This is a genomic window from Vibrio sp. PID17_43 (assembly GCF_002608565.1).
Lineage (GTDB): Bacteria > Pseudomonadota > Gammaproteobacteria > Enterobacterales > Vibrionaceae > Vibrio.
This window is the reverse complement of sequence record NZ_LIXM01000005.1, coordinates 121,539-142,894: the sequence shown is the minus strand read 5'-3', so window position 1 is coordinate 142,894 and position 21,356 is coordinate 121,539. Positions and strand designations below refer to the sequence as shown.

Here is a 21,356-nt window from a genome sequence, read left to right as displayed (position 1 = left end):
AGACTTCAAGAGATTCTTTGTTGTGAGCTTCTGTCGTTCTACGCTAAACTACTAAAAATAAACGACTTCATCCAATCCAAGGTTTTCAATGTTTACACGATTGACTCCGGTTGTTGCCATCGCCCTACTTTCAGGATGTACCCTTACGAAGGGCGAACAGTACCACCAAGAAACGTTAGCCGCTATTCAAGCCTCAGAAACGAATATCAATACTCGCATTTCCAATTTAGAGCTTCAAATCAGTAACCAATCCGATTACATCGATGGCCTTGAGGAGCAAGTCAACAAATTAGAAAGCAAACTCATTACCTTCCGTGATAATGCAATGGCTGAGATTAAAAAACCCAAAGACCCCATCATCGTTCAAGCACCAGCTCCTATTCAAGCGACCCCTACGAATGGCGTTGTGCTTGGCTCGATTGAACGAGTCACGATAGATTCAATCAAACAAACTTTTGATGCTCGTGTCGATACTGGTGCTGCAACCTCTTCATTAAATGCTGTCGACATCGAGGAATTCGAGAGAAACGGCAAAAACTGGGTTCGTTTCCACCTTGCAGACAGCACCAAGTCAGAAGAAGAAAAAAATACCTGGATTGAAGCACCCATTATTCGCTATGTGAAAATTCGACAAGCGACCACGGATGAACTTGAGCGTCGTGCCGTCGTAGAACTTTGGGTTCGAGTCGGAAATATCCATGAAAAAGCACAGTTTACGTTGGCAGATCGTTCTCAAATGAACCATCCTGTTTTGCTAGGAAGAGAATTTATGCGCGACATCGCAGTGGTTGATGTGAGCCGTAAGTACATTCAAACGGAAGAAGACCAAAAATAAAAAGGCAGATTATGACCTCGAGAATACCGTTTTACCTGTCAATCATCCTTTTGGTGGTTGCTGGCATTGCTTTGAGTGTTTTTAGACATGACAATTACGGCGTTCCTTGGACGCCAGGCGAAACTCGTCAAGTTTGGGACGTGGAAGCACGCATCGAATTTAACGCCAATGGTGGAGAAGTAAAAGCCTCTCTCGCGGCACCACACACCCAAAAAGGCTACACACTGATCGGTGAGTCTGCCTCTTCACCTGGCTATGGCGTCTCATACGTCGATTCCGATTCTGGTCGACGCGCTGAATGGTCTATTCGACAAGCCTCTGGGCCACAAACCATCTATTACAAAGCTCAGTTCTTAGTCGATCCACAAGCAAAAGTCACGCCTCAGCCGCCAACAGGTGACATTATTCCACCAACGCTATCAGCACCTCAGCAGGCTGCTGCAAATGCATTGATTGAACGCGCGATGAGTCGCTCGGCCGACAACGTAACGTTCGCCCGTGAGCTTATCAAAATACTCAATGACCCAGATAGCCAAAACGCCGCATTGATTCTTAACGATTTCAATCGTACCGATGCCCTCAGTAAACTCCTTTTAACGGCTGGTGTTCAAAGTAAGATTGTCGGTGTTATTGAGCTTGAAGATGGTCGTCGACGCCAAGCGATTCAACCAATGGTTCAAGTGTGGTCCGGAAGTGAGTGGGTACTATTCTCTCCAAACTCCGAACAAGCCGCATCTCAGCCTAATTTGCTCGTTTGGGATGAATCAAACGTCTCTTTACTAGATTTAGTCGGCGGTAAGAATAGCCAAGTCCATTTCTCGATGATTAAGCAAGAAGTGACACCTCAGCAAGCGACCAACAACAAAGTTGAAGCTGATGGGCTACTGAACCTCTCAATACACAGCTTGCCGCTAGAAGAGCAAGCGATGTTTAAGACCATCATGCTCATCCCTATCGGTGCACTGATTGTTGTATTCCTACGCGTCATCATCGGTCTTAAAACATCGGGTACGTTCATGCCAGTATTGATTGCGGTGGCCTTTGTTCAAACGCAGCTTATCACTGGTATTGTCGGCTTCTTGCTGATTGTCGGGACAGGTCTGATTATTCGAAGCTACCTATCTAGGCTGAACTTACTTCTGGTTGCACGGATATCCGCAGTCATCATCACCGTAATTATGATTATCTCGGTGTTTACCGTCGTGGCATTTAAGATTGGCCTAACAGAAGGTCTAACCATTACCTTCTTCCCTATGATTATCTTGTCATGGACTATCGAACGTATGTCGATTCTATGGGAAGAGGAAGGCGCCAAAGAAGTCGCCATGCAAGGTGGAGGTTCACTATTAACGGCGGTACTGGTTTACTTAGCAATGACAAACCCATACATCCAGCACCTAACATTTAACTTTATTGGCCTTCAGTTGATCGTATTAGCGGGTATTCTGCTACTCGGAACATACACAGGTTACCGTCTAACTGAGCTACGTCGTTTCAAACCATTAGCGGAGGACTAAACGATGTTTGAACGTTTTACTTCGCCAATGAAACTTCGCCATAAAGGCATAATGGGAATGAACAAGCGTAACCATAGCTATATTGGACGCTACAATGATCGTTCCAAATACCCTCTGGTGGACGACAAACTAAAAACCAAAATCATCGCAGAGGCCGCTGGGGCGACAGTCCCTGCCCTCATTGGTGTGATCAACAGTCAAGCTGAAGTGAAGACCATTCACAAAATGGTAGAGAACTGGCCAGGTTTCGTAATCAAGCCAGCACAAGGGAGTGGCGGTAAAGGTATTTTAGTGATTACTTCACACAAAGATGGGGTTTATACCAAACCATCTGGAGCAACGTGTAATAAAGAAGAAGTTGAGCGACACATCAGCAATGCACTTGCGGGACTCTTTTCTCTTGGTGGTAAGAATGATGTCGCTGTGGTTGAAAACTTAATTAAGTTCGACGACTGCTTCGATGGTTTCAGTTACGAAGGTGTGCCAGATGTACGTATTATCGTATTTAAGGGCTACCCAGTAATGGCAATGATGCGCTGTTCCACTTCGGCATCTGATGGTAAAGCGAACCTGCACCAAGGTGCGGTTGGCGTGGGCATTGATATCGCGACAGGAAAAGCGATACGAGCTGTTCAATTCGATCTGCCCGTCACGCACCACCCAGATACGGGGAAAGACTTATCAACACTACAAGTCCCTCATTGGGAACGTTTGTTAGAGCTTGCCTCAAGTGCTTGGGAAATGACTGGCCTAGGTTACATGGGCACTGACATGGTATTGGACAAAGAAGAAGGTCCAATGGTTCTGGAGTTAAATGCACGACCTGGCTTGGCGATTCAGATTGCAAATGGTGCAGGTCTACTCCCTCGTCTAAGACACATCGAGGCACTTGGCACACCTGCTGAGTACCCTAAGCCGAAAGAACGTGTTGCATACGCGGCAAAGCAATTCGGCGTCAAATCTCAGTTTTAATCTCTTAGCTAGCAGCTATTACGATGGTTGCTAGCTTACTTTTCATATTTGAACACTACTGCTCGGTTCTTAAGTAACACATTGCTTCTATCACGGCAATCGATGATCTCGCTGACAAATTAAACATCGAGCGTTTCTTTTTCCCCAGTGGTTTGATTTCATGCCATTCTCCCTTACTCACTCGCGAGGTTGGGCGATGCTAACAAAACAAACTAATAACAATGAAACTCCGCTTGTAGAGCGAGAGAGCGTTGACCAACACTTACAGCGTTTGTCAGAAATCTCAGTTCAAGCACTTGATAAGCTTACTGAAATGATCGAAATAGAAAACGGCCTTTCAGCAGAGTAGCACTTACATTTTACGGTTAAGTGCAAACGAAAAAGCCGAGACTGTTGTCCTACAGTCTCGGCTTATTTTATTCGCGATTAAACGTCCGTGGTAGCGAACGCATTAACTCAAGTCAACATGACTAAACTTCTAACTCTTCAATCATTTGTTGAACTTCACTCTTCGGTTTTTCCGTTTGGCCAAAACCACGCAGACCAACCACGTGCACGTGCTCGTGGTCTTTAAACACCTTACGTACCAGTTTGTAGGTCGTCCCTTTCTCAGGGCTGATGTTTTCCGGTGCCGCGATAAGAAGCTGCATATCCAGACGGTCACAAAGTTCGAACAGCGTCGAGATAGACTTCGCATCCAAACGCGCTGCCTCATCAAGGAACAACAGACGGCAAGGCACAATGTCTTTGCTGCGTAGACGGCGTGATTCTTCTTCCCAGCTCTGAACGACCATCAATAGGATTGACTGACCTGTACCGATCGCCTCACCCGTTGATAGAGCACCAGATTCTGCCTGTAACCAGCCTTCAGAACCACGGTTAACTTCCACACTTAGCTCAAGGTAGTTACGGTAATCCAGTAGCTCTTCACCTAGAACCTGAGGAGAACGTTGCCCCATATCGATATGTGGGTTCACGCGTTGGAACATTTTCGCCATTGCTTCAGAGAAGGTAAAGCGAGTCGACTCAAACAGATCTTTATGCTGCTCTTGTTGCGTCGCTAGACCGTTAAGTAGCACTTCGTGGCTTTCGCGGATTTTCACGTTTAGACGTACCCCCTTAACCTGACCAAACGAGATATTTGACAAGCCTTGGTTCAGCATACGGATACGGTTTTGCTCACGCTGAATCGTCTTCTTGATGATACTTGCTACTGACTCAGAACTGATCGCTAGACGGTTTTCACGTTGTGTGAGTTCTTCCGTTAGACGCGCTAGCTCAACTTCCATCTCTTCGATCGCTTCAACTGGGTCATCTGTGCGGATGATGTCCTGACGAATACGCTCACGAAGGTGTTGGTAAACCGCAATGTAGAACAGAACTTTACGCTCTGGGCGTGCATTGTCTTCTGATAGACGCAGCGCGTCACGCAAATCATCATTGTTCGCAACCGCTAAACGCAGTGCACCCAGTGATTTATCCGACATGGAACGAAGTTCGCTCGCTGACATGTAAGCCAGTTCACGCTTGTGTAGGCGGCGCTCAACATCGTTCTCACGCGCGAGACGAAGTACCGAACACCAGCCTGCTTTCGCCGCAACGACAAAGGTACGAATTTCAACGTACTCTTTTTGAACTTTCTTCAGACGCTTCGCTAAGCCTTTCATCTCAAGCTCGGTCGCTGTGATCGTGCGTTCGTGTTCACTCTTACGGCTGCGAGACGTATGTAGGCGCTCATGCAGTTCGTCACGACGACGCATTGCACGCTCTTCTGCACCTTCATCGGCGTTAACGCCAAACTCTTGCAGCTCTTGTTTGAACTCTTGAACCGTTTCCAGTTTCGCTTGGTGCGAACTCTTCAGCGACGCCAATACTTGGTTGTATTGGTTCATTTGACCTTGCGACTGTTTCAACTCTTCACGAGCGTGTGCGCGCATCTGCTCCGCTTGAGCCAGTTTCACTTTTAGCTGCTCGCTCAGTTCGCTGCTCTTGTTCAGCAAGTCGACTGAATCTGAGTAAGCGAAGTAGTGACGACGTTCAACCAGATCCGCCAGCGCAAAGATTTGCTTCTTAAGATCTTGCAGCTGTTCGTCTGCCGCTTTGTATTCCGCTTCTAGTGCATCAAATTGCTCTGGGTCCGTATCGAGGGCAACCGCGACTTTTTCCAGTTCCGCCACCGCTTTCGCGTGGTTATTTAGGAAAGCTTTTGCTTCTGAAAGTTGAGCAATTTTCTCTTCCAACTCGTCAAAGCGTGCTTGCAACGACTCATCTTCAATCAACGCCATGTTTGGTGCTAGCTTATCTAGGGAAGACAACGCCTGCTTAGTAGTTTGAAGTTGAGAACGTTGCTGCTGCTCTTTTGCATCCAGATCAGCCAGTACGCGAGCGATTTGGTTGCGCTTGTCGCGAATCGTTGCCAGTGCTTGCTCTGGATCTGCTTCGAACGCCACTTGAATATGGCTTGCCACAAACTGGTTGAACGCTTGGTATAGGCGCTGCATTTTTTGTGAATCGAACGCCGCTTTCGCGTGCTTCTCTACCACTTCTTCACGTTCGTTACGCAGTAGCTCTAAACGCTGCTCTCGTGCTGCACGACCAAACAATGGGATTTCTGGCAAGCGAGAGTAACGCATTTGGCGATCGTTCATGCGAACACAAACCGCGCCTTCTAGCTCTTCTGCGTCGAATGAGCTGTCATCAAAGGCATCGATGTCACCTTCAATGATGTACAAGTCTTCTGGACAATCGTCTAGCTCTACCAGTTTCTCTTCGATACCAGAGAGATCAGAAACGACGATAGCGTGACGAGCCGGACCGTACATCGCACTGAAGTAAGGCGCGTCATCAATTGTGATGTCATCGTAGATCTCAGACAGCAACACGCCGCCCAGTGTATCTGCCAAGCCCTTCAGGCGAGGGTCGTTTGAACCACCTGGAGAAGCAAGACGCTCGATTTCACCTTCAAGCTGACTGCGACGCTCTGCCAGTTTGTCTTTCGCCAGAGAAAGGGTTTTCTCTTGCTCAAGCACCACTTGCATTTGGCTCATGACCGATTGGCTATCTTCTAGCTCAGCGCCACTTTGCTCACGCAGTTTTTCTAGCGCATCGTTTGCCGCAATCCACGTTGGTGCAATCGCTTCTAGCTTGTTGATTTCCGCAGCGGCATCTTGCTCTAGACGACGCTGTTCGCTGCGTTGCTCACGCACGTCTTCCTGCGCCATTTCTAGCGAGTCGATTTGCATCGCGTGACGCTCACGTTCTTGTTCAAACGTGATTTCGTCAGTCAGTTCAATATGAAACTGCTTTTGGTATTCGTTGACTAGCTCGCGCGCTTGACGTTGCTGGTTAAGGCTACGCTCAAGGTCACGGTGCTGTGCACGCCATTGTTGTTCGTTTTGCGCAACTTGCTGAGATTCACGCGTTTTCGCAATCGCAGTTTTCGCATGTTCAGACGCGTCTTTGCGCTCAACTTGACCAACGATGCTTTGTACCAGTTTAAGCGCTGTTTCAAACTGCTCTGCCGCTGCAGAAGACATGTCCAGTTTGTGCTTAACCGATAGCAACGCGTTAGTGCTTTCTGATTCTTTGCTCTTAAGTTCAGACACAAGTGCTTGCGCTGATTCTGCCGTTAAGCTGTCATCGCCAAGTAGTTGCTTCGCTTTTTCCAGCGCTTGGACCGCTTGTTGGTATTGAAGTGCGCGAGTTTGCTGAACGTCGAGCGCTTGTTGGTAGTCCGCCAGTTGCGTCTTAAGGCTATCCACCTCTTCTTCCGCAACGGTTGCTTGCTCTTCGACCATCATCACGCGTTCTTGCGCTTCTTCTACCACCATCATCTGCTCTTCAAGACGCTCACTCAGCTCTTCAAGATCTTCTTGGTAGCGTTCGATCTTCTCTTGCTGACGCAGTGCGTTTTGCACCAACTGCAGGTGATCCGAAGCCGCTTGGTAGTCTTGCTCTAACGCAGATTCTGACTCAATCAGCAGTTCGAGCTCTTCTTGAACGCGATTAAGCAGGTTGTTTTGCTCAACTAAGGTTTCACGAGAACCGAACAGCTCTGAACGCAATGACAACGTTTTATCCAGCTTGTTACGACGATCGTTCGCATGGCGCATGTAGTCCGCTGCCACGTAGTTGGTCGACTCTGTGATCAAGTGTTTGAACAAGTCACGGTCTGTTTGCGTGGTTTTGATCGCTTCTAGCGTCATGCGGTTTTCACGCAGTGCCGATTCCATATCTTGAAATGCTTTCTTCACGCCGCCGTTTTGTGGCAGAAGGTAGTCACGTAGCGAACGCGTAATCGCACTTGAAATACCACCGTAAAGCGATGCTTCGATCAGGCGGTAAAATTTAGAGCGGTCACCAGAGTTACGCAGTTTCTTCGGAATCACACCGAATTCGAACATCTGCGAGTGGTAATCCACAATAGAAGAGAAGGCTTTGAATTGAACACCTTCAAATTCTGCGATGGACTCTTTTACTTCATTGATTTGACGTACACGAGCTTGCGTCGCAGATACGCTTTCAACCAAGATATCCGTTGGTTTTACATGGCTTGGGAGACCTTGGATAACAAACGGTTTAATGTCTACTTTCTTATCACGACCCGCAACTTGCTGCAGTTTTACTGCAAACAATAGGCGTTGGTTGCGTGAGTTCACTACGTCTAGCGCCGCGTAACACGCGCCCGGTTGTAACTTACCGTATAGGCCTTTGTCGCGAGACGATTGGCTGCTGCCTGCTTCTGTGGTATTACGGAAGTGCAGTAGCGTTTGGTCAGGAATCAATGCGGTGATGAACGCCGCCATTGTGGTTGATTTACCCGCACCGTTACCACCTGATAGGGTGGTTACCAGACCATCAATGTCAAACGTACGGGCAAAGAAGCCGTTCCAGTTGACCATGGTCAGCGATTGATATTTACCGCGTTCAATCATGCTCATGCTTCACCCTCTTCTGCTGTTTCTTCTTGGGCATGGTCGTCTTGGCCTTCTTCAGACAGTAGGCTGCCTTGACTTGGTTCTTTGGTGTGCACCACGGCTTCACCGTCACGGATCAGACGCAGCTGAGCTTCACGCATATCATCGCCTACACGTACATCGGCACCAAAACGGAACACCGCTTCACTGATGCTGAACTTACCGGTTTCACCGATGTTTATGATCATGCCTAGACGACGCAGACGACGAAGTGACGTGCGTACTTTTTCAAACAGCTTTTCTTTATCAAGGTCTGAACCGGTTGCACGATTGGTCACCAACTTCATCAGCTTGTTCTCATCTGCCAGTGCAAGCAGCTCGTCGTACAGCTCTTGGTTGGTGAAGATACCTTCATGTGCTAGGCGCTCTGGGCTTAGGTAAAGGAAACACAGTACCTTACCCACCAGCATATCCAGCTCAGAAAGGACACTACGGCCAATCAGAGACGTTGAACGAGGGCGAAGGTAAAAGAAACCTTCTGGCGCTTTTACCAACTCAGTGTTGTAGCGCTGGTAGAAAGAAGAAAGCTCAAGTTCGAAATCCGACAACAACGCGTGATTGTCTAGATCTTCACTTGAGATATGACGCCCTGCTCGTAGCATGCTATCTAGCGCTGGGAACAGAGGGTTAGAAATTGCTTTTGCCAGATTCTCTGACATGTATTCATTAGTATCGGTCGATGACATTCGCTTGTACCTTTGCCCCAAATTCGTTGATTGCTTTCCAGTCTGGTTGAACGGCTTGATAGTCCGATTCCGAGTAACCCAGACGAACCGCCTGATCGACAACAATTCGGGCTAAATCAAAGTGATGAGTTCTTGGGTGTTGTGCGAGGTAGTCTCGCAAAACCACACTCAAATCGATTGGTGCGCCCTGGTCTTTATGCGCTTTCAGCATGTCACCAATACGCTCTGACAACTCATCATTGACTTGTTGAAACTCTTCGTATTCCACTTCCATCGGAACTTGGCCTGTTACCTCGTCATCACGTAGCACCAGAGCTTCATCACGAAGATCGGAAAGCCTTTCTGCATCTGCAAAAGTCAGATACCAAGGCATATCAAAGTAATCTTTTATTGATTGACGCAGACGCGAACTGAACGCACGGTTCTTATCCATATCAATCGCGGTACGGATGAACTTGTGTACGTGTCGGTCGTAACCAATCCAAAGGTCGATCGCCTGTTGGCCCCAGCTGGTGATTCGATCTAGCTTCATTTGTAGGCTAAATAGGGCCTCTTCAATAAACTCCAGCTCAGGATCACCATAGACAATTTCTTGGATGTCGAGGATCTGAGTTTGCAGTTCATCACTGGCGGCTTGCAGCGTATCTTGAAGTTCACGCAGCGTGCTGGAAGTTTCAGACAGTAGTGCTTCACAGTTGTTGATTGCTTCACGCCAGTCTTTGTTCAGCAGATCCGCAATCTGTAGCTTCACAGATTGCTGCTGTTCATCCATCACACGTTGGTTAAGATCAATTTGATCGAAAATTTCGCCTACAGAGTATTTCAATACGCCGTAGACATTTTTTTGCCAATGGCCTGGCGTACCGCCTTTCTGTGCTGCTTCAATCGCTTTCGCCATTTCATCCGCTACCATCGACAGCTGAATGGAAAGACGCAGTTTCGAGAACTCACGATGACGCACATAGTAGTCAGTGATGCCTATCGCTAATGGCGACAAGCGGTAAATACTGGCTCCGTCAGTGAGTTCACTGACGAAACGGCTAATAAGGCGCTGCTTAACCATCTCGTTGATGGCATTATTTGCACGGAAAGCCGAGGCTTCACCGGTTTCATCAAAAAGTCGAGTGACGATGGCAAATGCGTCGTGCAATTCACCTTCACCCAATTCTTCATCGAACCTTTCATTACTCAATACGGCGATGGCAATCAAAAACGCCAATCGCTCAGTGGTCAGGTTCAACGAGAAATCGTGCTGCTTTACCCAGCCAACCAACTCATCGATTGGTTGCTCTGCAGCATTGAGAGTCATCTCACTCATTGTTATTCCTGTTTATCGTTCTTCTTAGCCCACACGTGAATATAGCGGCCTAATGAGAGGTATGGCTCTTGTCGACAAAGTTGTTTTTCTAGCGCCAACACATCTTCAAACTCGTAATCGCCCATGTATTGCATATTGCCTATGTAATCACTGAATGAACGAATACCAGACTTTCCACAAATGCTAAAACCAGAGTCTTCTATCCATTGATAGACATCCTCAGGCTTTAGACCTTTCTGTGGCTGTAATTTAAATCTCTTCCGATGGGGCATGCCGTCTAATACATGTGGAATATTACCGCATACCACATTTTTATAGACTAAGCCGTGGTGGTTATAGAACATTACCGAAGCAATGCCTCCCGGTTTTACTTGTTCCAATACTGTTTCGAGAGCGGCTTTAGGATCAACCAACCACTCCATCACTGCATGGAACATAACAAGATCCACCTGCGCTTCCATATGCTCGCCAATGGACTGGACAGGTGAATGAATCAGGCGATACTGCTCAAGCAAACCATTTTTTTCAATATCCTGTTTCGCTAGTTGCAGCATTTCCGAAGATAGATCACATAAAGCAACGTGATGTCCGAGCTTAGCAAGCTTTTGCGACATTTGTGCCAACCCACCGCCTGCATCAAGTACATCAAGAGCTTGCTGGTCAGCGCCTAATTCACTTAGAATCTGTAGAAAATCTTCCCATACAATGATTTGCCGGATCTCCCCTTTATCGGAGCCGTAAATATTTTTTGCAAATTTGTGGGCGATATCGTCGAAATTGCGGTCTTCTGTCACTTCTGCTGAGTTATCATAACGGATTGTGCCGCTATTCTGGCACAAGGAAAGCAGGAATAAAGAGGGTCAACCTCATTTTTATTATCAATTGATGTTTTTTCGGACTATTTATGTATGTTTGAGCTGAAAAAAGTAGTGACCGCTCTGGTCATGCCCTTGCCCGCACTGCTACTGATAGGGTTATTAGGTCTTGCGCTTATCAGTTTTACCACCAAACGCAAAACAGGATGTTTTGTTGTTCTCCTCTCTTTTGTCGGTATTTTCCTAGCGGCCTTCCAACCACTATCAACGAAACTCTTGATGCCATTAGAGCGAGAGTATAAAGCGTTTTTACCGTCATCTGAAACCGTAGACTACGTTATGGTATTAGGTAATAACCATGTCGTCGATGATGAGATCCCACCCACTTCTCAATTAAGTCGTACCGCGCTGATGCGTTTAACTGAAGGTATCCGTATTTTGCGTATGTACCCAGGAGCAAAGCTGATTCTGTCTGGTTACGCTGGCGGGTCTGAGATAAGTCACGCCCGTATGATGGCCAACGTTGCTCTGGCACTCGGTGTGGCTAAACCTGATATCATTTTATTAGAGGACGCAAAAGACACCTGGGAAGAAGCGCGACAAGCGGCTGCGTTTGTGAAACAGAAAGAAGTGGTTTTAGTGACCTCTGCTAGCCACATGAAACGGGCTCTGTATGAGTTCAATGCGGCAGGAATCAAGCCAACCCCAGCCGCTACGAACTATCTTGCTATCGATGAAATTCATCAACCTTGGCATAAATACTCACCAAAAGCACAATACTTGGAACAAACTGAAATTTATTGGCATGAATACCTTGGTGGTTTATGGCAAAAACTGCGTGACACAGTTGGGCAAACCCCAATGGTTGCAAGCCAATAAATCGAGTAAGTAAGAATCACAAGATAGAAAAAAGGAGAGCCCATGCTCTCCTTTTTCTTTACGACTTAGCTTAGTCACCTGCAAACATGTAGCCTTCACCATGGACGGTCACAAAAATTTGTGGGTTCTTCGGATCAAACTCCATCTTAGCGCGCATACGTCGAATTAATACATCGATAGTACGATCGTTTGGCGCATCCACTCGGTGGCTGATCATATTCAAAATACGTTCTCGGCTTAATACCTGATTTGGATATGAAGACAAGGCAACCAAAAGCTCATATTCAGCTTTGGTCAGTTTCACTGGCTCACCGTTGCGACTTAGCGCACGACGCTGGATGTCAAATGTCCACTCGCCAAAACGTACAATGTGTTCTTCATTGCTTTCTTTTTCTGCTTTTTGAGAGCCATTGCGAGCAGCAGAGATGCGCCACAATAAGTTCTTAACTCGAACCAATAATTCCCTTAGTTCAAAAGGCTTTGTCACATAATCGTCTGCGCCCATTTCTAGGCCAACGATTTTGTCAATGCTATCCGTGCGTCCTGTCACTAATATGATGCCGATGTCTGACTGGCTGCGTAATTCACGCGTAAGCATAAGACCATCTTCACCGGGCAAGTTAATATCCAACATGATAAGATCAACGTCACCATCTTGAAGCACCTCGCGCATTTCTGCGCCACTTTCTGCTTCACTGACTTTGTAACCTTCATTTTGGAAATAGCCCGCAAGCTTACTGCGAGTTACAACATCATCTTCTACGACCAATACGTGATAGCTCATTTACACCACTTTCTGTCTTCTTTATATTCCAAGACGTATTCTATTCATAACTAGTAACATTTCTAGTCATAGATACATAAAAAAGCAAGATTTTGCGATTTTATTGATTCAAAGCAAGCTTATTTGTAGCCATTAACAAAAGAGCATATTCTTCCACAAGGTATCATAATTATAGTTACTGCTATTCATTTTAATTGTTTACACTTAAGGAAATATTCTCAAGTGACTTCAAGATGCCGTTTTAAGAGCATCATTCAGGAGCAAAAAATGCAAGAAGTGAAAGCTTTTAATGAAAAACGTGCCGAAATTTACTGGTGGTTTTCTAGCCTGTTCGCCAAAGAACTGACCGAAAAAGAACTAGAGACCTATCATAGTGTTGAAATTCGAAGCTTTTTAGCTGGTTTAGGTGAAAATAAATCCCTTAAACCAGCCGTAGACTCGCTTGTGGACGCTTTAAACCGCTTACAAGATCGTGAAGATGCCCAATTAGAACTTGCCGCAGACTTTTGTGAACTTTTCCTTAAAACAGAAAAACATGGCGCCCTTCCATACGCATCGATGTATATTGGTAAATCTGGACTGTTAAACGACAAGCCAGCAGAAGAAATGGAAAAACTGATGGCCGATTTTGGTGTTCAAGTGGACGTAAATCTCAAAGAGCCCGCAGACCATTTAGCCGTTGAGTTAGACTTTTTGGGTAACATGATCATCCGCTCTAACGAACTCGAGCAAGAAAAGCATATGGAAGAAGCATTCACCAAACAGAACGATTTCATTCAGCAACAGCTGTTAACTTGGTTACCGCCATTTGCTGCCAAGTGTAAACAATTCGATGAATTTGGCTTCTATGTTAGCGTTGCACAACTATTAATTGCATTTTGTAAACTGGACAGCAATTACCTTCTTGGTGAATAATTGCCGCCTATTTTGGGGAGTTCAGAGCTCCTTATTTGTTTGTTCAGTTTTAGTCTGGCGTAGAAAAGCCTTTTCATTTCGCAGTTAAAATGTGACTTGAAATACACAAAACCACAGCTGAAAACATTGCCAGCGTGCTCGCATCAGTCTAAAATGTGAACGCAAACGATTAAATATGATTTATATGTAAACCGCTGAAATATAGCGGTTTTTGTGTTTTATTAACATCATTGCTGATCCATTCCTTATTGTAACTAAAAGGAATAATACTCTCAGCAACGAATGTTGCTACAAACCTTTATTATACCGATTTCGGAACAACCACTGCCTGAACTATTGAGTACTACTTTCCTCATAACACTCGGTTTGCGCAGATACTAAGCGTAAGGTTGTATTCACTACGGTATTAAGTAGCTCGATACAGGACATCATTTATGGCCACTATAAAAGACGTTGCTCGCTTAGCCGGCGTTTCTACCACAACAGTTTCGCACGTAATTAATAAAACGCGCTTTGTTGCAGAAACAACCCAAGAAAAAGTAATGAAAGCAGTTGATGAACTAAATTACGCGCCAAGTGCTGTTGCCCGCAGCTTAAAGTGTAACTCAACCCGTACTATCGGCATGTTGGTAACACAATCAACAAACCTATTCTTCTCTGAAGTTATTGACGGTGTTGAAAGCTACTGTTACCGCCAAGGATACACACTGATCCTATGTAATACTGGTGGTATCTATGAGAAGCAACGTGACTATATTCGAATGCTGGCAGAAAAGCGTGTTGATGGCATTTTAGTGATGTGCTCGGATTTAACCGAAGAGCTACAAGAAATGCTGGATCGCCATGCTGATATACCAAAAGTTGTCATGGACTGGGGCCCAGAAAGCTCAAAGGCGGATAAGATCATCGACAACTCTGAAGAAGGTGGTTACCTAGCAACGAAGTTCCTGATTGACAATGGTCACACCGATATTGCATGCCTAAGCGGTCACTTTGATAAAGCAGCATGTAAAGAGCGTATTTCTGGTTTTCGACGTGCAATGGCTGAAGCAAAGCTACCAGTAAACGAAGAGTTAATTCTCGAAGGTAACTTCGAGTGTGATACGGCAGTACTTGCTGCAGACAACATTACGGCAATGGATAAACGCCCTACTGCGGTATTCTGTTTTAACGATACCATGGCATTAGGCTTAATGAGCCGTCTACAACAAAATGGCATAAAAATCCCTGATGATATCTCAGTGATTGGCTATGACAATATTGAGCTTGCGGAGTTCTTCTCGCCTCCTCTAACGACTATTCACCAACCAAAAAGACGTGTTGGTAAGAATGCGTTCGAGATTTTACTAGAGCGAATCAAAGACAAAGAACACGAAAAACGCATTTTTGAAATGCAGCCTGAGATTGTGGTTCGTAACACCGTTAAGAAATTGAACTAACTCCCCCTCAAGTTTATAAAGCGCTCTTCGGAGTGCTTTTTTTATTTCGTAAAATAAAATTTTTTAAGCATTTCACATTACTTATATAATCAAAAGCTAAGATAAATTGCTGTTTTAACTAACTTGTTGCCCATTTCCTACATCAAGCTTTTGTATGGCAAGTAGACATTTCAAAATATGAAATTAGACACATTAAGATGGCACCATTAGTTGAATAGAGATCACACTTTAGTGTTTGGAACGTGATGTTAATGCAATATACGAAGTATTCTCCTCTTGTCACGCACAGGGCAAACCATTCGAAAGGATGGGACGCAAAGCCTCCGGCCTTAACCACTAAATATAGTGAAAGGTAGCGGGGTTACCGATGGCAAATATGCATTAAGTGAGTTTACCCTTTAATGACATTGTGTCTGCATGCATTTGCTAATCTCTCGGACCTGATTTTTGGTGGCGTAATATTAATTACACCGAGATAACACACCATGGATAAACCGATACTCAAAGACTCAATGAAGCTGTTTGAGGCACTTGGTACGATCAAGTCGCGCTCAATGTTTGGTGGCTTCGGGCTTTTCGCTGATGAAACGATGTTTGCACTCGTTGTGAACAATCAACTTCATATTCGAGGAGACCAAAAAACTTCATCTGACTTCGAGACTCAAGGATTAAAACCGTACGTCTACAAGAAACGTGGATTCCCCGTAGTGACGAAATACTATGCTATTTCTGATGATTTGTGGGAATCTACTGACCGCTTGATTGATGTTGCTAAGCTATCTCTAGAGACGGCTAAGCAAGAAAAAAAGCAACAAGCGAGCACTAAGCCAAACCGTTTGAAAGATCTTCCTAATCTACGCTTAGCGACTGAACGCATGCTAAAGAAAGCAGGCATCGATTCCGTCGAAGAGCTAGAAGATGAAGGTGCCTTAAATGCTTACAAAGCAATTCAAGATACGCATACCTCTACGGTAAGTATTGAGTTGCTGTGGGCGTTAGAAGGGGCAATCAACGGTACGCATTGGAGCGTTGTGCCTCAGTCTCGTAGAGAAGAGTTGATGTTCGCGCTTTCATAACGCGCGATTCAGCATGACATTGAGTAAAAACCGCAGTTTTGATACTGCGGTTTTTTTTTGAAATTTTTTCTTCTTCCATTCTGTCTTATTATCTAAGCTGCGAAATGGAGTAACGACAATGAATAAAAAACTGATTTTAGGTCTGTTCCTACTTGCGACGGTCATCTTTCTAGGGGTGAGCTTCAGCCAATATTTAACGTTAGAAAACGCAAAAGCACAGCAAGAGGCTTTGAATACGTTTATTAACCAGAACTTCGCTTTCGCTGCAGCGACGTATTTCTTTGCCTACATCGCAATTACGGCGTTCTCGATCCCTGGCGCCGCTGTTGTTACTCTGCTTGGTGCTGCTCTATTCGGTTTCTGGGCTAGCTTATTACTGGTTTCTTTTGCCAGCACCATAGGTGCTACCATCGCCTTCTTAAGTAGCCGCTATCTATTGCGTGAGTGGGTGCAAAGTAAGTTTGGCAATAAGCTAAGTGCTATTAACCATGGTGTTGAAAAAGACGGGGCATTTTACCTATTTTCACTGCGCCTCATTCCCGTGTTCCCCTTTTTCTTAATCAATCTACTGATGGGCTTAACGCCAATGACGGTGGTTCGATTCTACTTAACCAGTCAAGTTGGTATGCTGCCAGGAACGGCCGTCTATCTCAATGCAGGTACTCAACTCGCAACCATAGATAGTCTGTCCGGCATTATGTCTCCAGCAGTATTGGCGTCATTTGCATTGCTTGGGTTATTCCCTATCATCGCAAAATGGGTCATGAATAAAATCCGGCCAGTTCAGGGGCAACCGAATGGAAACGTTTAATGAAGATATATATCGCTCAAAACCCCACTGAAGCCCACATCGTCTGTGAACTACTCAAAACGGAACACATTGTTTGTGAAGTGCGAGGTGAAAACCTGTTTGGCTTAAAAGGTGAGCTGCCATTTGGTGATGATACTGACCCGTATATTTGGCTTTTACATCCAGAGCAAAAGCTGAAAGCCTCAGTGATACTTGAAGAGTATCGCAAACAAGCAGAACCAACTTATCTAGATTGGCAGTGCCCGCAGTGCTTAGAGCAAAATGAAGGGCAGTTTGGAGCTTGCTGGCACTGCGGATATCAAATAGGGGAACCATAACGGTTCCCCTACTCTTTTGTCCCTTCAGCTGAGATTAAGCCGTTAGGCGCTGCTGCTTAATAAACTCTATTGAGTGTTGGTTAAAATCGTCAGGTCGTTCTACGTTGCATACATGACCACAGTTTGGGATCTCCCGCAACGAACTCAGCTTGTGGGCTGCTACCATCTCTTTTACGGGCTTGATAAACATATAATCCCGATCTCCCATCAAATAAAGCGTCGGAATCGGCAGTTCTTTATCTTTGAAATATCTCATTAGTGGGTTCACATCGGTGGCTAAAATGAACCAACGTTTAAACTCTTTTTGACACAACTTCTTCGCTTCACGAATAAATAGGTGGCGAGATTCACGCTGGTTCTTTTGTGGCATCACGACATAAGCAAACAACTTGTACAACCACATGTAGGGCAAAATATGTTTACCAAGATTACCTAACGTCACCAAAATTTGTGAACGTGTGTTTAATCGCGTCACGGCCCCACCTAACACCATCGAACACACACGCTCAGAAGCAAGCTCTGCTAAATTCCGTACAATGATGGTCCCAAGTGACATGCCGACAAAATGTGCCGATTGGATTTTTAAATGATCCAACACTTTCAAAATATCTTGCGTCACGGCAGTAAAGGTATAACGGCTTGTGATCAGCTCTTTAAGTAATTGGTTTGACTTTCCATGTCCTCGAAGGTCAATCAACAGCAAATTAAAGTGCTGTTTATACGCTTTGATTTGTTTAAACCATATTGAAGAACTGCCACCAGCACCATGTACGAAAACGACCCACTCGTTGCTAGTAGGGTGCAGATAGGTTTTGTGGAACAAGATTGGCTGAGTCATGCGTCAGTGATCAACAGTCGTAGTAAACAAAGGAGTAAATCCTACCACATTCCATCACTAACGAGAAAATTAAGGCACCATAATCGGTGCCTTAGATTACAGTTATTTAAGATTTTGCATCAATTTAACGCAGCGCGATACAATTGCAGATATTCTTCTGCCGCTTTGCGCCAACAAAAATCTTTTTGCATTGCATAGAGCTGAACACGTCTCACTTCTTTGATGTTTTGTGCATAGAGCAATAAAGCTCTTAACATCGTGAGCAATAATGCTTGTGGTGTCGGCCCATCAAACACAAAACCAGTTGCGTCTAATGGATCCGCATCGTAATCGTTAACACTATCTTTTAGACCACCGACACCACGAACAATTGGCAGTGTACCGTAAGCCATGCTGTAGATTTGGTTTAAGCCACAAGGTTCAAACTCCGATGGCATCAAGAAGAAATCAGAACCTGCTTCAACCAAATGCGCTAACTCATTATCGTAGGCTTCGACAAACACAAATTTGTTGGCAAATAGTGCCGCGACGTCACGTAATTGTGCTGCAAATATAGGATCACCTGTTCCCACCACAACCAATTGGACATCGTGTTTGAGAAAGTCAGCTAATGCAGGAAGAAGGTAATGTACCCCTTTCTGTTGCGTCAAACGACAGACCATACCAAACATAGCGCAATCCGACGTTTCAAGCCCTAGCTTCTCTTGCAGTGCCTTTTTACAAGCGTTCTTACCTCGAACCATACTCTGACGATTGGATTTGTAGTGTAGTGGCAAATTAGGATCAGTTTCTGGATTCCAAGCGCTATAATCACAACCATTGAGAATACCAACCAAGTCCTCAGAACGTTGCTGGAACTCCCATGCCATACCATGGCTACCAAGTTCCGTTTTCAATTCCTCAGCGTAGGTTGGACTGACTGCATTGATTTTATCTGCGCTCATTACCCCCGCTTTTAGCATCGTAATGTGCGTGGTGCTTACGGCGGCATCCGGCTCGTTACGGCTATGGAATTCCGGCAAACATTGAACGTCGTCATAGCTGAATACGCCTTTAAATACTGCGTTATGAATTGAGAGAACACTACGGGTATGTGCAAAAAAAGGGTCCGATCCATATCGATGTTTGAGCAAAAACGGAACGAGTCCAGTATGCCAATCATTCGCGTGTACAATATCTGGTTGAAAGCCAAGTTTTGGCAACATATCCAGACACGCAGCGCTAAAGAAAGCAAACCGCTCACCGTTATCCGTATACGCTTGGTTATTTTCCGCATACATGGATGGGCGGTTAAAATACGGCTGGCAGTCAATCAAGTAAACGGGATTATCCCCAACCGTGAGCTTAAGGACTCGATAATCAGTGTGAGGCCAACTTGTTAACTTGGTTTCTAAAAGCGTTTCCGCTTCTGATAATTGCTCAATACCATGGTAAGCAGGAATGGTAATCCGTACATCTTGCTGAAGATTCTGCAAAGCTTCCGGTAGTGCCTTGGCTACATCAGCCAAGCCACCACTTTTGATCAGCCCTTCGACTTCAGACGCTACAAACAGTACCGACAAATTGTTAGTAGCCAACACTTGCTCCTTTAGGAATAACAACGATGCCATCATCTGATACATGGAAGTGTTTTTTATCTTCTTGTAGGTTCACTCCAATTTGAGTACCCGGTGCGATGTCAGCGTTTTTATCAATAATCACACGACGCAACACACAACCTTCACCAACTTTTACGTCACCAAGCAAAATGGATTCGCTAATGTCACAAGCTGAAGCGATGTTGCTACGGAAACCTAGCACCGATTTCTCAATACGAGAGCCGCGCACGTAGCTGCCGTTGCACACTAAACTATCGATAATCTGGACACGACCATTATCAGAATCTGTGAACGTGGCTGGTGGCAATGGTGGATAGTAAGTGTGCAGTGGCCACTTGCGATTGTATAGCGAGAATGGCGCGTCTTTTTTAAGCAGATCCATATGAGCTTGCCAGTAGGCATCAATCGTACCAACATCACGCCAGTAAACTTCTTCCTTTTCACCAGTAATGCGGTTAGTGCTGAAGTCATACACGAAAACATCACCACGTGGGAACATTTTAGGAATGATGTCTTTGCCAAAATCGTGCGAGGACGCTTCATCGTCGGCATCTTCAATCAACTCTGCAAATAGCGTCTGTGCTTCAAAGATATAATTACCCATAGAGACGAGTGCATGCTCAGGGTCGCCAGGAATAGACTTCGGATTTTCTGGCTTTTCTTCAAAGCCAATCATGCGCCCTTCACTATCTACTTCAATAACACCAAATTGGGACGCTTCTGAAAGTGGCATGCGCAATGCGGAAACCGTTAAAGAAGCTTCTTTTTCTTTATGGAAAGCCAACATCTGTTTGATGTCCATTTTGTAGATGTGGTCTGAACCGAAGATACATACCTGCTCAGGTTCCGCCAACTCCATAAAACGTAGATTTTGATAAATAGCATCTGCCGTACCTTCATACCAACGCTTACCCGTACGCATTTGAGCAGGAATTGGATCGATGAATCGATCGGTAATGCCGTTGATGTTCCAACCTTTCTTCATATGATGGAACAAAGATTGAGATTTGAATTGAGTCAATACGTAAATGCGCATCAAGTCAGCATTCACGAAGTTATTCAGTGCGAAATCGATCAATCGGTAACTTCCGCCAAAAGGGACCGACGGTTTACTACGGGACTCCGTTAAAGGTCTCAAACGAGAGCCTTCACCGCCAGCAAGAATCATTCCCAATACACCAGCCATTCGTTGTTCTCCATATAGTTATAGCTTGGAAGTAATGTTTGTTTGATATGAGCAAGACTCGGGGAGTCAAACAAACACGCTAGCATATTCGCGCTGATGAGCTTCTTTGAACTCTTGCAGCACGAACAAAATAAAGCTATTGCACATCCTAGTACGCACACGCCGTCGTTATTCATTATTTTGACGCGATACAACCGCATACCGGTGCATTATCTGTCTCATAAATTAACGAACTGGAATAAAATTACAATTTAAAATACGCCATTCTGTGTCGCGTACATTGCTTACTTACTCAGGACGCTACGTAGATCACAACAACACCTGTAACGAACTACATTCCGTAAACAATTTACAAACCTAATAACCACACAAGCGCAGTTTTACGACAGAATAC

18 protein-coding genes and 1 riboswitch are annotated in these 21,356 nt (G+C 45.1%); of the genes, 10 read left to right on the top strand and 8 right to left on the bottom strand.

From position 1 onward, the window contains the following. Positions 1 to 88 precede the first annotated feature (88 nt). From AK965_RS05295 to AK965_RS20410, 4 genes are all read left to right on the top strand, one after another. Positions 89 to 835: an ATP-dependent zinc protease gene (locus AK965_RS05295; protein WP_099078629.1), complete on the top strand. Its 747-nt coding sequence runs from the start codon at positions 89 to 91 to the stop codon at positions 833 to 835. 11 nt (positions 836 to 846) lie between these two features. Further along, positions 847 to 2,352: an inactive transglutaminase family protein gene (locus tag AK965_RS05290; RefSeq protein ID WP_099078628.1), complete on the top strand. Its 1,506-nt coding sequence runs from the start codon at positions 847 to 849 to the stop codon at positions 2,350 to 2,352. 3 nt (positions 2,353 to 2,355) lie between these two features. After that, positions 2,356 to 3,324, top strand: coding sequence for an alpha-L-glutamate ligase-like protein (locus tag AK965_RS05285; RefSeq protein ID WP_099078627.1), 969 nt, complete (start codon positions 2,356 to 2,358; stop codon positions 3,322 to 3,324). 196 nt (positions 3,325 to 3,520) lie between these two features. Beyond that, positions 3,521 to 3,673 carry a hypothetical protein gene (locus AK965_RS20410; protein ID WP_099078626.1) on the top strand — a complete coding sequence of 51 codons (153 nt, stop codon included), beginning with the start codon at positions 3,521 to 3,523 and terminating at the stop codon, positions 3,671 to 3,673. A gap of 121 nt (positions 3,674 to 3,794) precedes the next feature. Here the strand turns inward: AK965_RS20410 and mukB are convergent, their stop codons facing one another. The 4 genes from mukB to cmoM are packed head-to-tail and all read right to left on the bottom strand — an operon-like array spanning position 3,795 to position 11,098. Continuing rightward, positions 3,795 to 8,258, bottom strand: a complete 4,464-nt coding sequence (mukB, locus tag AK965_RS05275; protein ID WP_099078675.1) for a chromosome partition protein MukB — start codon at positions 8,256 to 8,258, stop codon at positions 3,795 to 3,797. Positions 8,259 to 8,260: 2 nt separating this feature from the next. Next, positions 8,261 to 8,986, bottom strand: coding sequence for a chromosome partition protein MukE (mukE, locus tag AK965_RS05270; RefSeq protein WP_172438072.1), 726 nt, complete (start codon positions 8,984 to 8,986; stop codon positions 8,261 to 8,263). Then, positions 8,967 to 10,304, bottom strand: coding sequence for a chromosome partition protein MukF (mukF, locus tag AK965_RS05265; RefSeq protein WP_099078624.1), 1,338 nt, complete (start codon positions 10,302 to 10,304; stop codon positions 8,967 to 8,969). Before mukF ends, mukE begins: the two co-directional genes overlap by 20 nt. A gap of 2 nt (positions 10,305 to 10,306) precedes the next feature. Continuing rightward, positions 10,307 to 11,098, bottom strand: a complete 792-nt coding sequence (gene cmoM, locus AK965_RS05260; protein WP_099078674.1) for a tRNA uridine 5-oxyacetic acid(34) methyltransferase CmoM — start codon at positions 11,096 to 11,098, stop codon at positions 10,307 to 10,309. 114 nt (positions 11,099 to 11,212) lie between these two features. Here cmoM and elyC point away from each other — a divergent pair, with 114 nt between their 5' ends. Next, positions 11,213 to 11,998, top strand: coding sequence for an envelope biogenesis factor ElyC (elyC, locus tag AK965_RS05255; RefSeq protein ID WP_099078623.1), 786 nt, complete (start codon positions 11,213 to 11,215; stop codon positions 11,996 to 11,998). Positions 11,999 to 12,068: 70 nt separating this feature from the next. Here elyC and torR read toward each other — a convergent pair whose 3' ends face one another. Further along, positions 12,069 to 12,782 (bottom strand): two-component system response regulator TorR, encoded by a 714-nt coding sequence (gene torR / locus AK965_RS05250; protein WP_099078622.1) that lies wholly within the window; start codon positions 12,780 to 12,782, stop codon positions 12,069 to 12,071. Between the two features lie 267 nt (positions 12,783 to 13,049). On the opposite strand from torR, the gene torD reads away from it, so the two are divergent. From torD to AK965_RS05225, 5 genes are all read left to right on the top strand, one after another. Continuing rightward, a complete protein-coding gene (gene torD / locus AK965_RS05245; protein ID WP_099078621.1) occupies positions 13,050 to 13,697 on the top strand; it encodes a molecular chaperone TorD in 648 nt (215 codons plus the stop codon). A 434-nt stretch (positions 13,698 to 14,131) separates the two neighbouring features. After that, positions 14,132 to 15,136: an HTH-type transcriptional repressor PurR gene (gene purR / locus AK965_RS05240; protein ID WP_099078620.1), complete on the top strand. Its 1,005-nt coding sequence runs from the start codon at positions 14,132 to 14,134 to the stop codon at positions 15,134 to 15,136. Between the two features lie 279 nt (positions 15,137 to 15,415). Beyond that, a riboswitch (cyclic di-GMP riboswitch) is annotated at positions 15,416 to 15,505 on the top strand. A gap of 116 nt (positions 15,506 to 15,621) precedes the next feature. Beyond that, on the top strand, positions 15,622 to 16,212 hold the full coding sequence (locus tag AK965_RS05235) for a TfoX/Sxy family DNA transformation protein (protein ID WP_099078619.1): 591 nt from the start codon (positions 15,622 to 15,624) through the stop codon (positions 16,210 to 16,212). Between the two features lie 118 nt (positions 16,213 to 16,330). Then, positions 16,331 to 17,023, top strand: a complete 693-nt coding sequence (locus AK965_RS05230) for a TVP38/TMEM64 family protein (RefSeq protein ID WP_099078618.1) — start codon at positions 16,331 to 16,333, stop codon at positions 17,021 to 17,023. Then, positions 17,023 to 17,340, top strand: a complete 318-nt coding sequence (locus tag AK965_RS05225) for a DUF2007 domain-containing protein (RefSeq protein ID WP_099078617.1) — start codon at positions 17,023 to 17,025, stop codon at positions 17,338 to 17,340. The genes AK965_RS05230 and AK965_RS05225 overlap by 1 nt, the downstream gene beginning before the upstream one ends. Before the next feature lie 34 nt (positions 17,341 to 17,374). Here AK965_RS05225 and AK965_RS05220 read toward each other — a convergent pair whose 3' ends face one another. The 3 genes from AK965_RS05220 to glgC all read right to left on the bottom strand — a co-directional run bounded on the left by AK965_RS05220 (position 17,375) and on the right by glgC (position 20,962). After that, positions 17,375 to 18,178: an alpha/beta fold hydrolase gene (locus AK965_RS05220; RefSeq protein WP_099078616.1), complete on the bottom strand. Its 804-nt coding sequence runs from the start codon at positions 18,176 to 18,178 to the stop codon at positions 17,375 to 17,377. Between the two features lie 119 nt (positions 18,179 to 18,297). Further along, entirely contained in the window at positions 18,298 to 19,755 is a 1,458-nt protein-coding gene (glgA, locus tag AK965_RS05215) for a glycogen synthase GlgA (protein WP_099078615.1), read from the bottom strand. Continuing rightward, the gene (glgC, locus tag AK965_RS05210) at positions 19,745 to 20,962 is read right to left on the bottom strand and encodes a glucose-1-phosphate adenylyltransferase (protein WP_099078614.1); all 1,218 of its coding nucleotides are present in this window, start codon (positions 20,960 to 20,962) and stop codon (positions 19,745 to 19,747) included. Before glgC ends, glgA begins: the two co-directional genes overlap by 11 nt. Positions 20,963 to 21,356 lie beyond the last annotated feature (394 nt).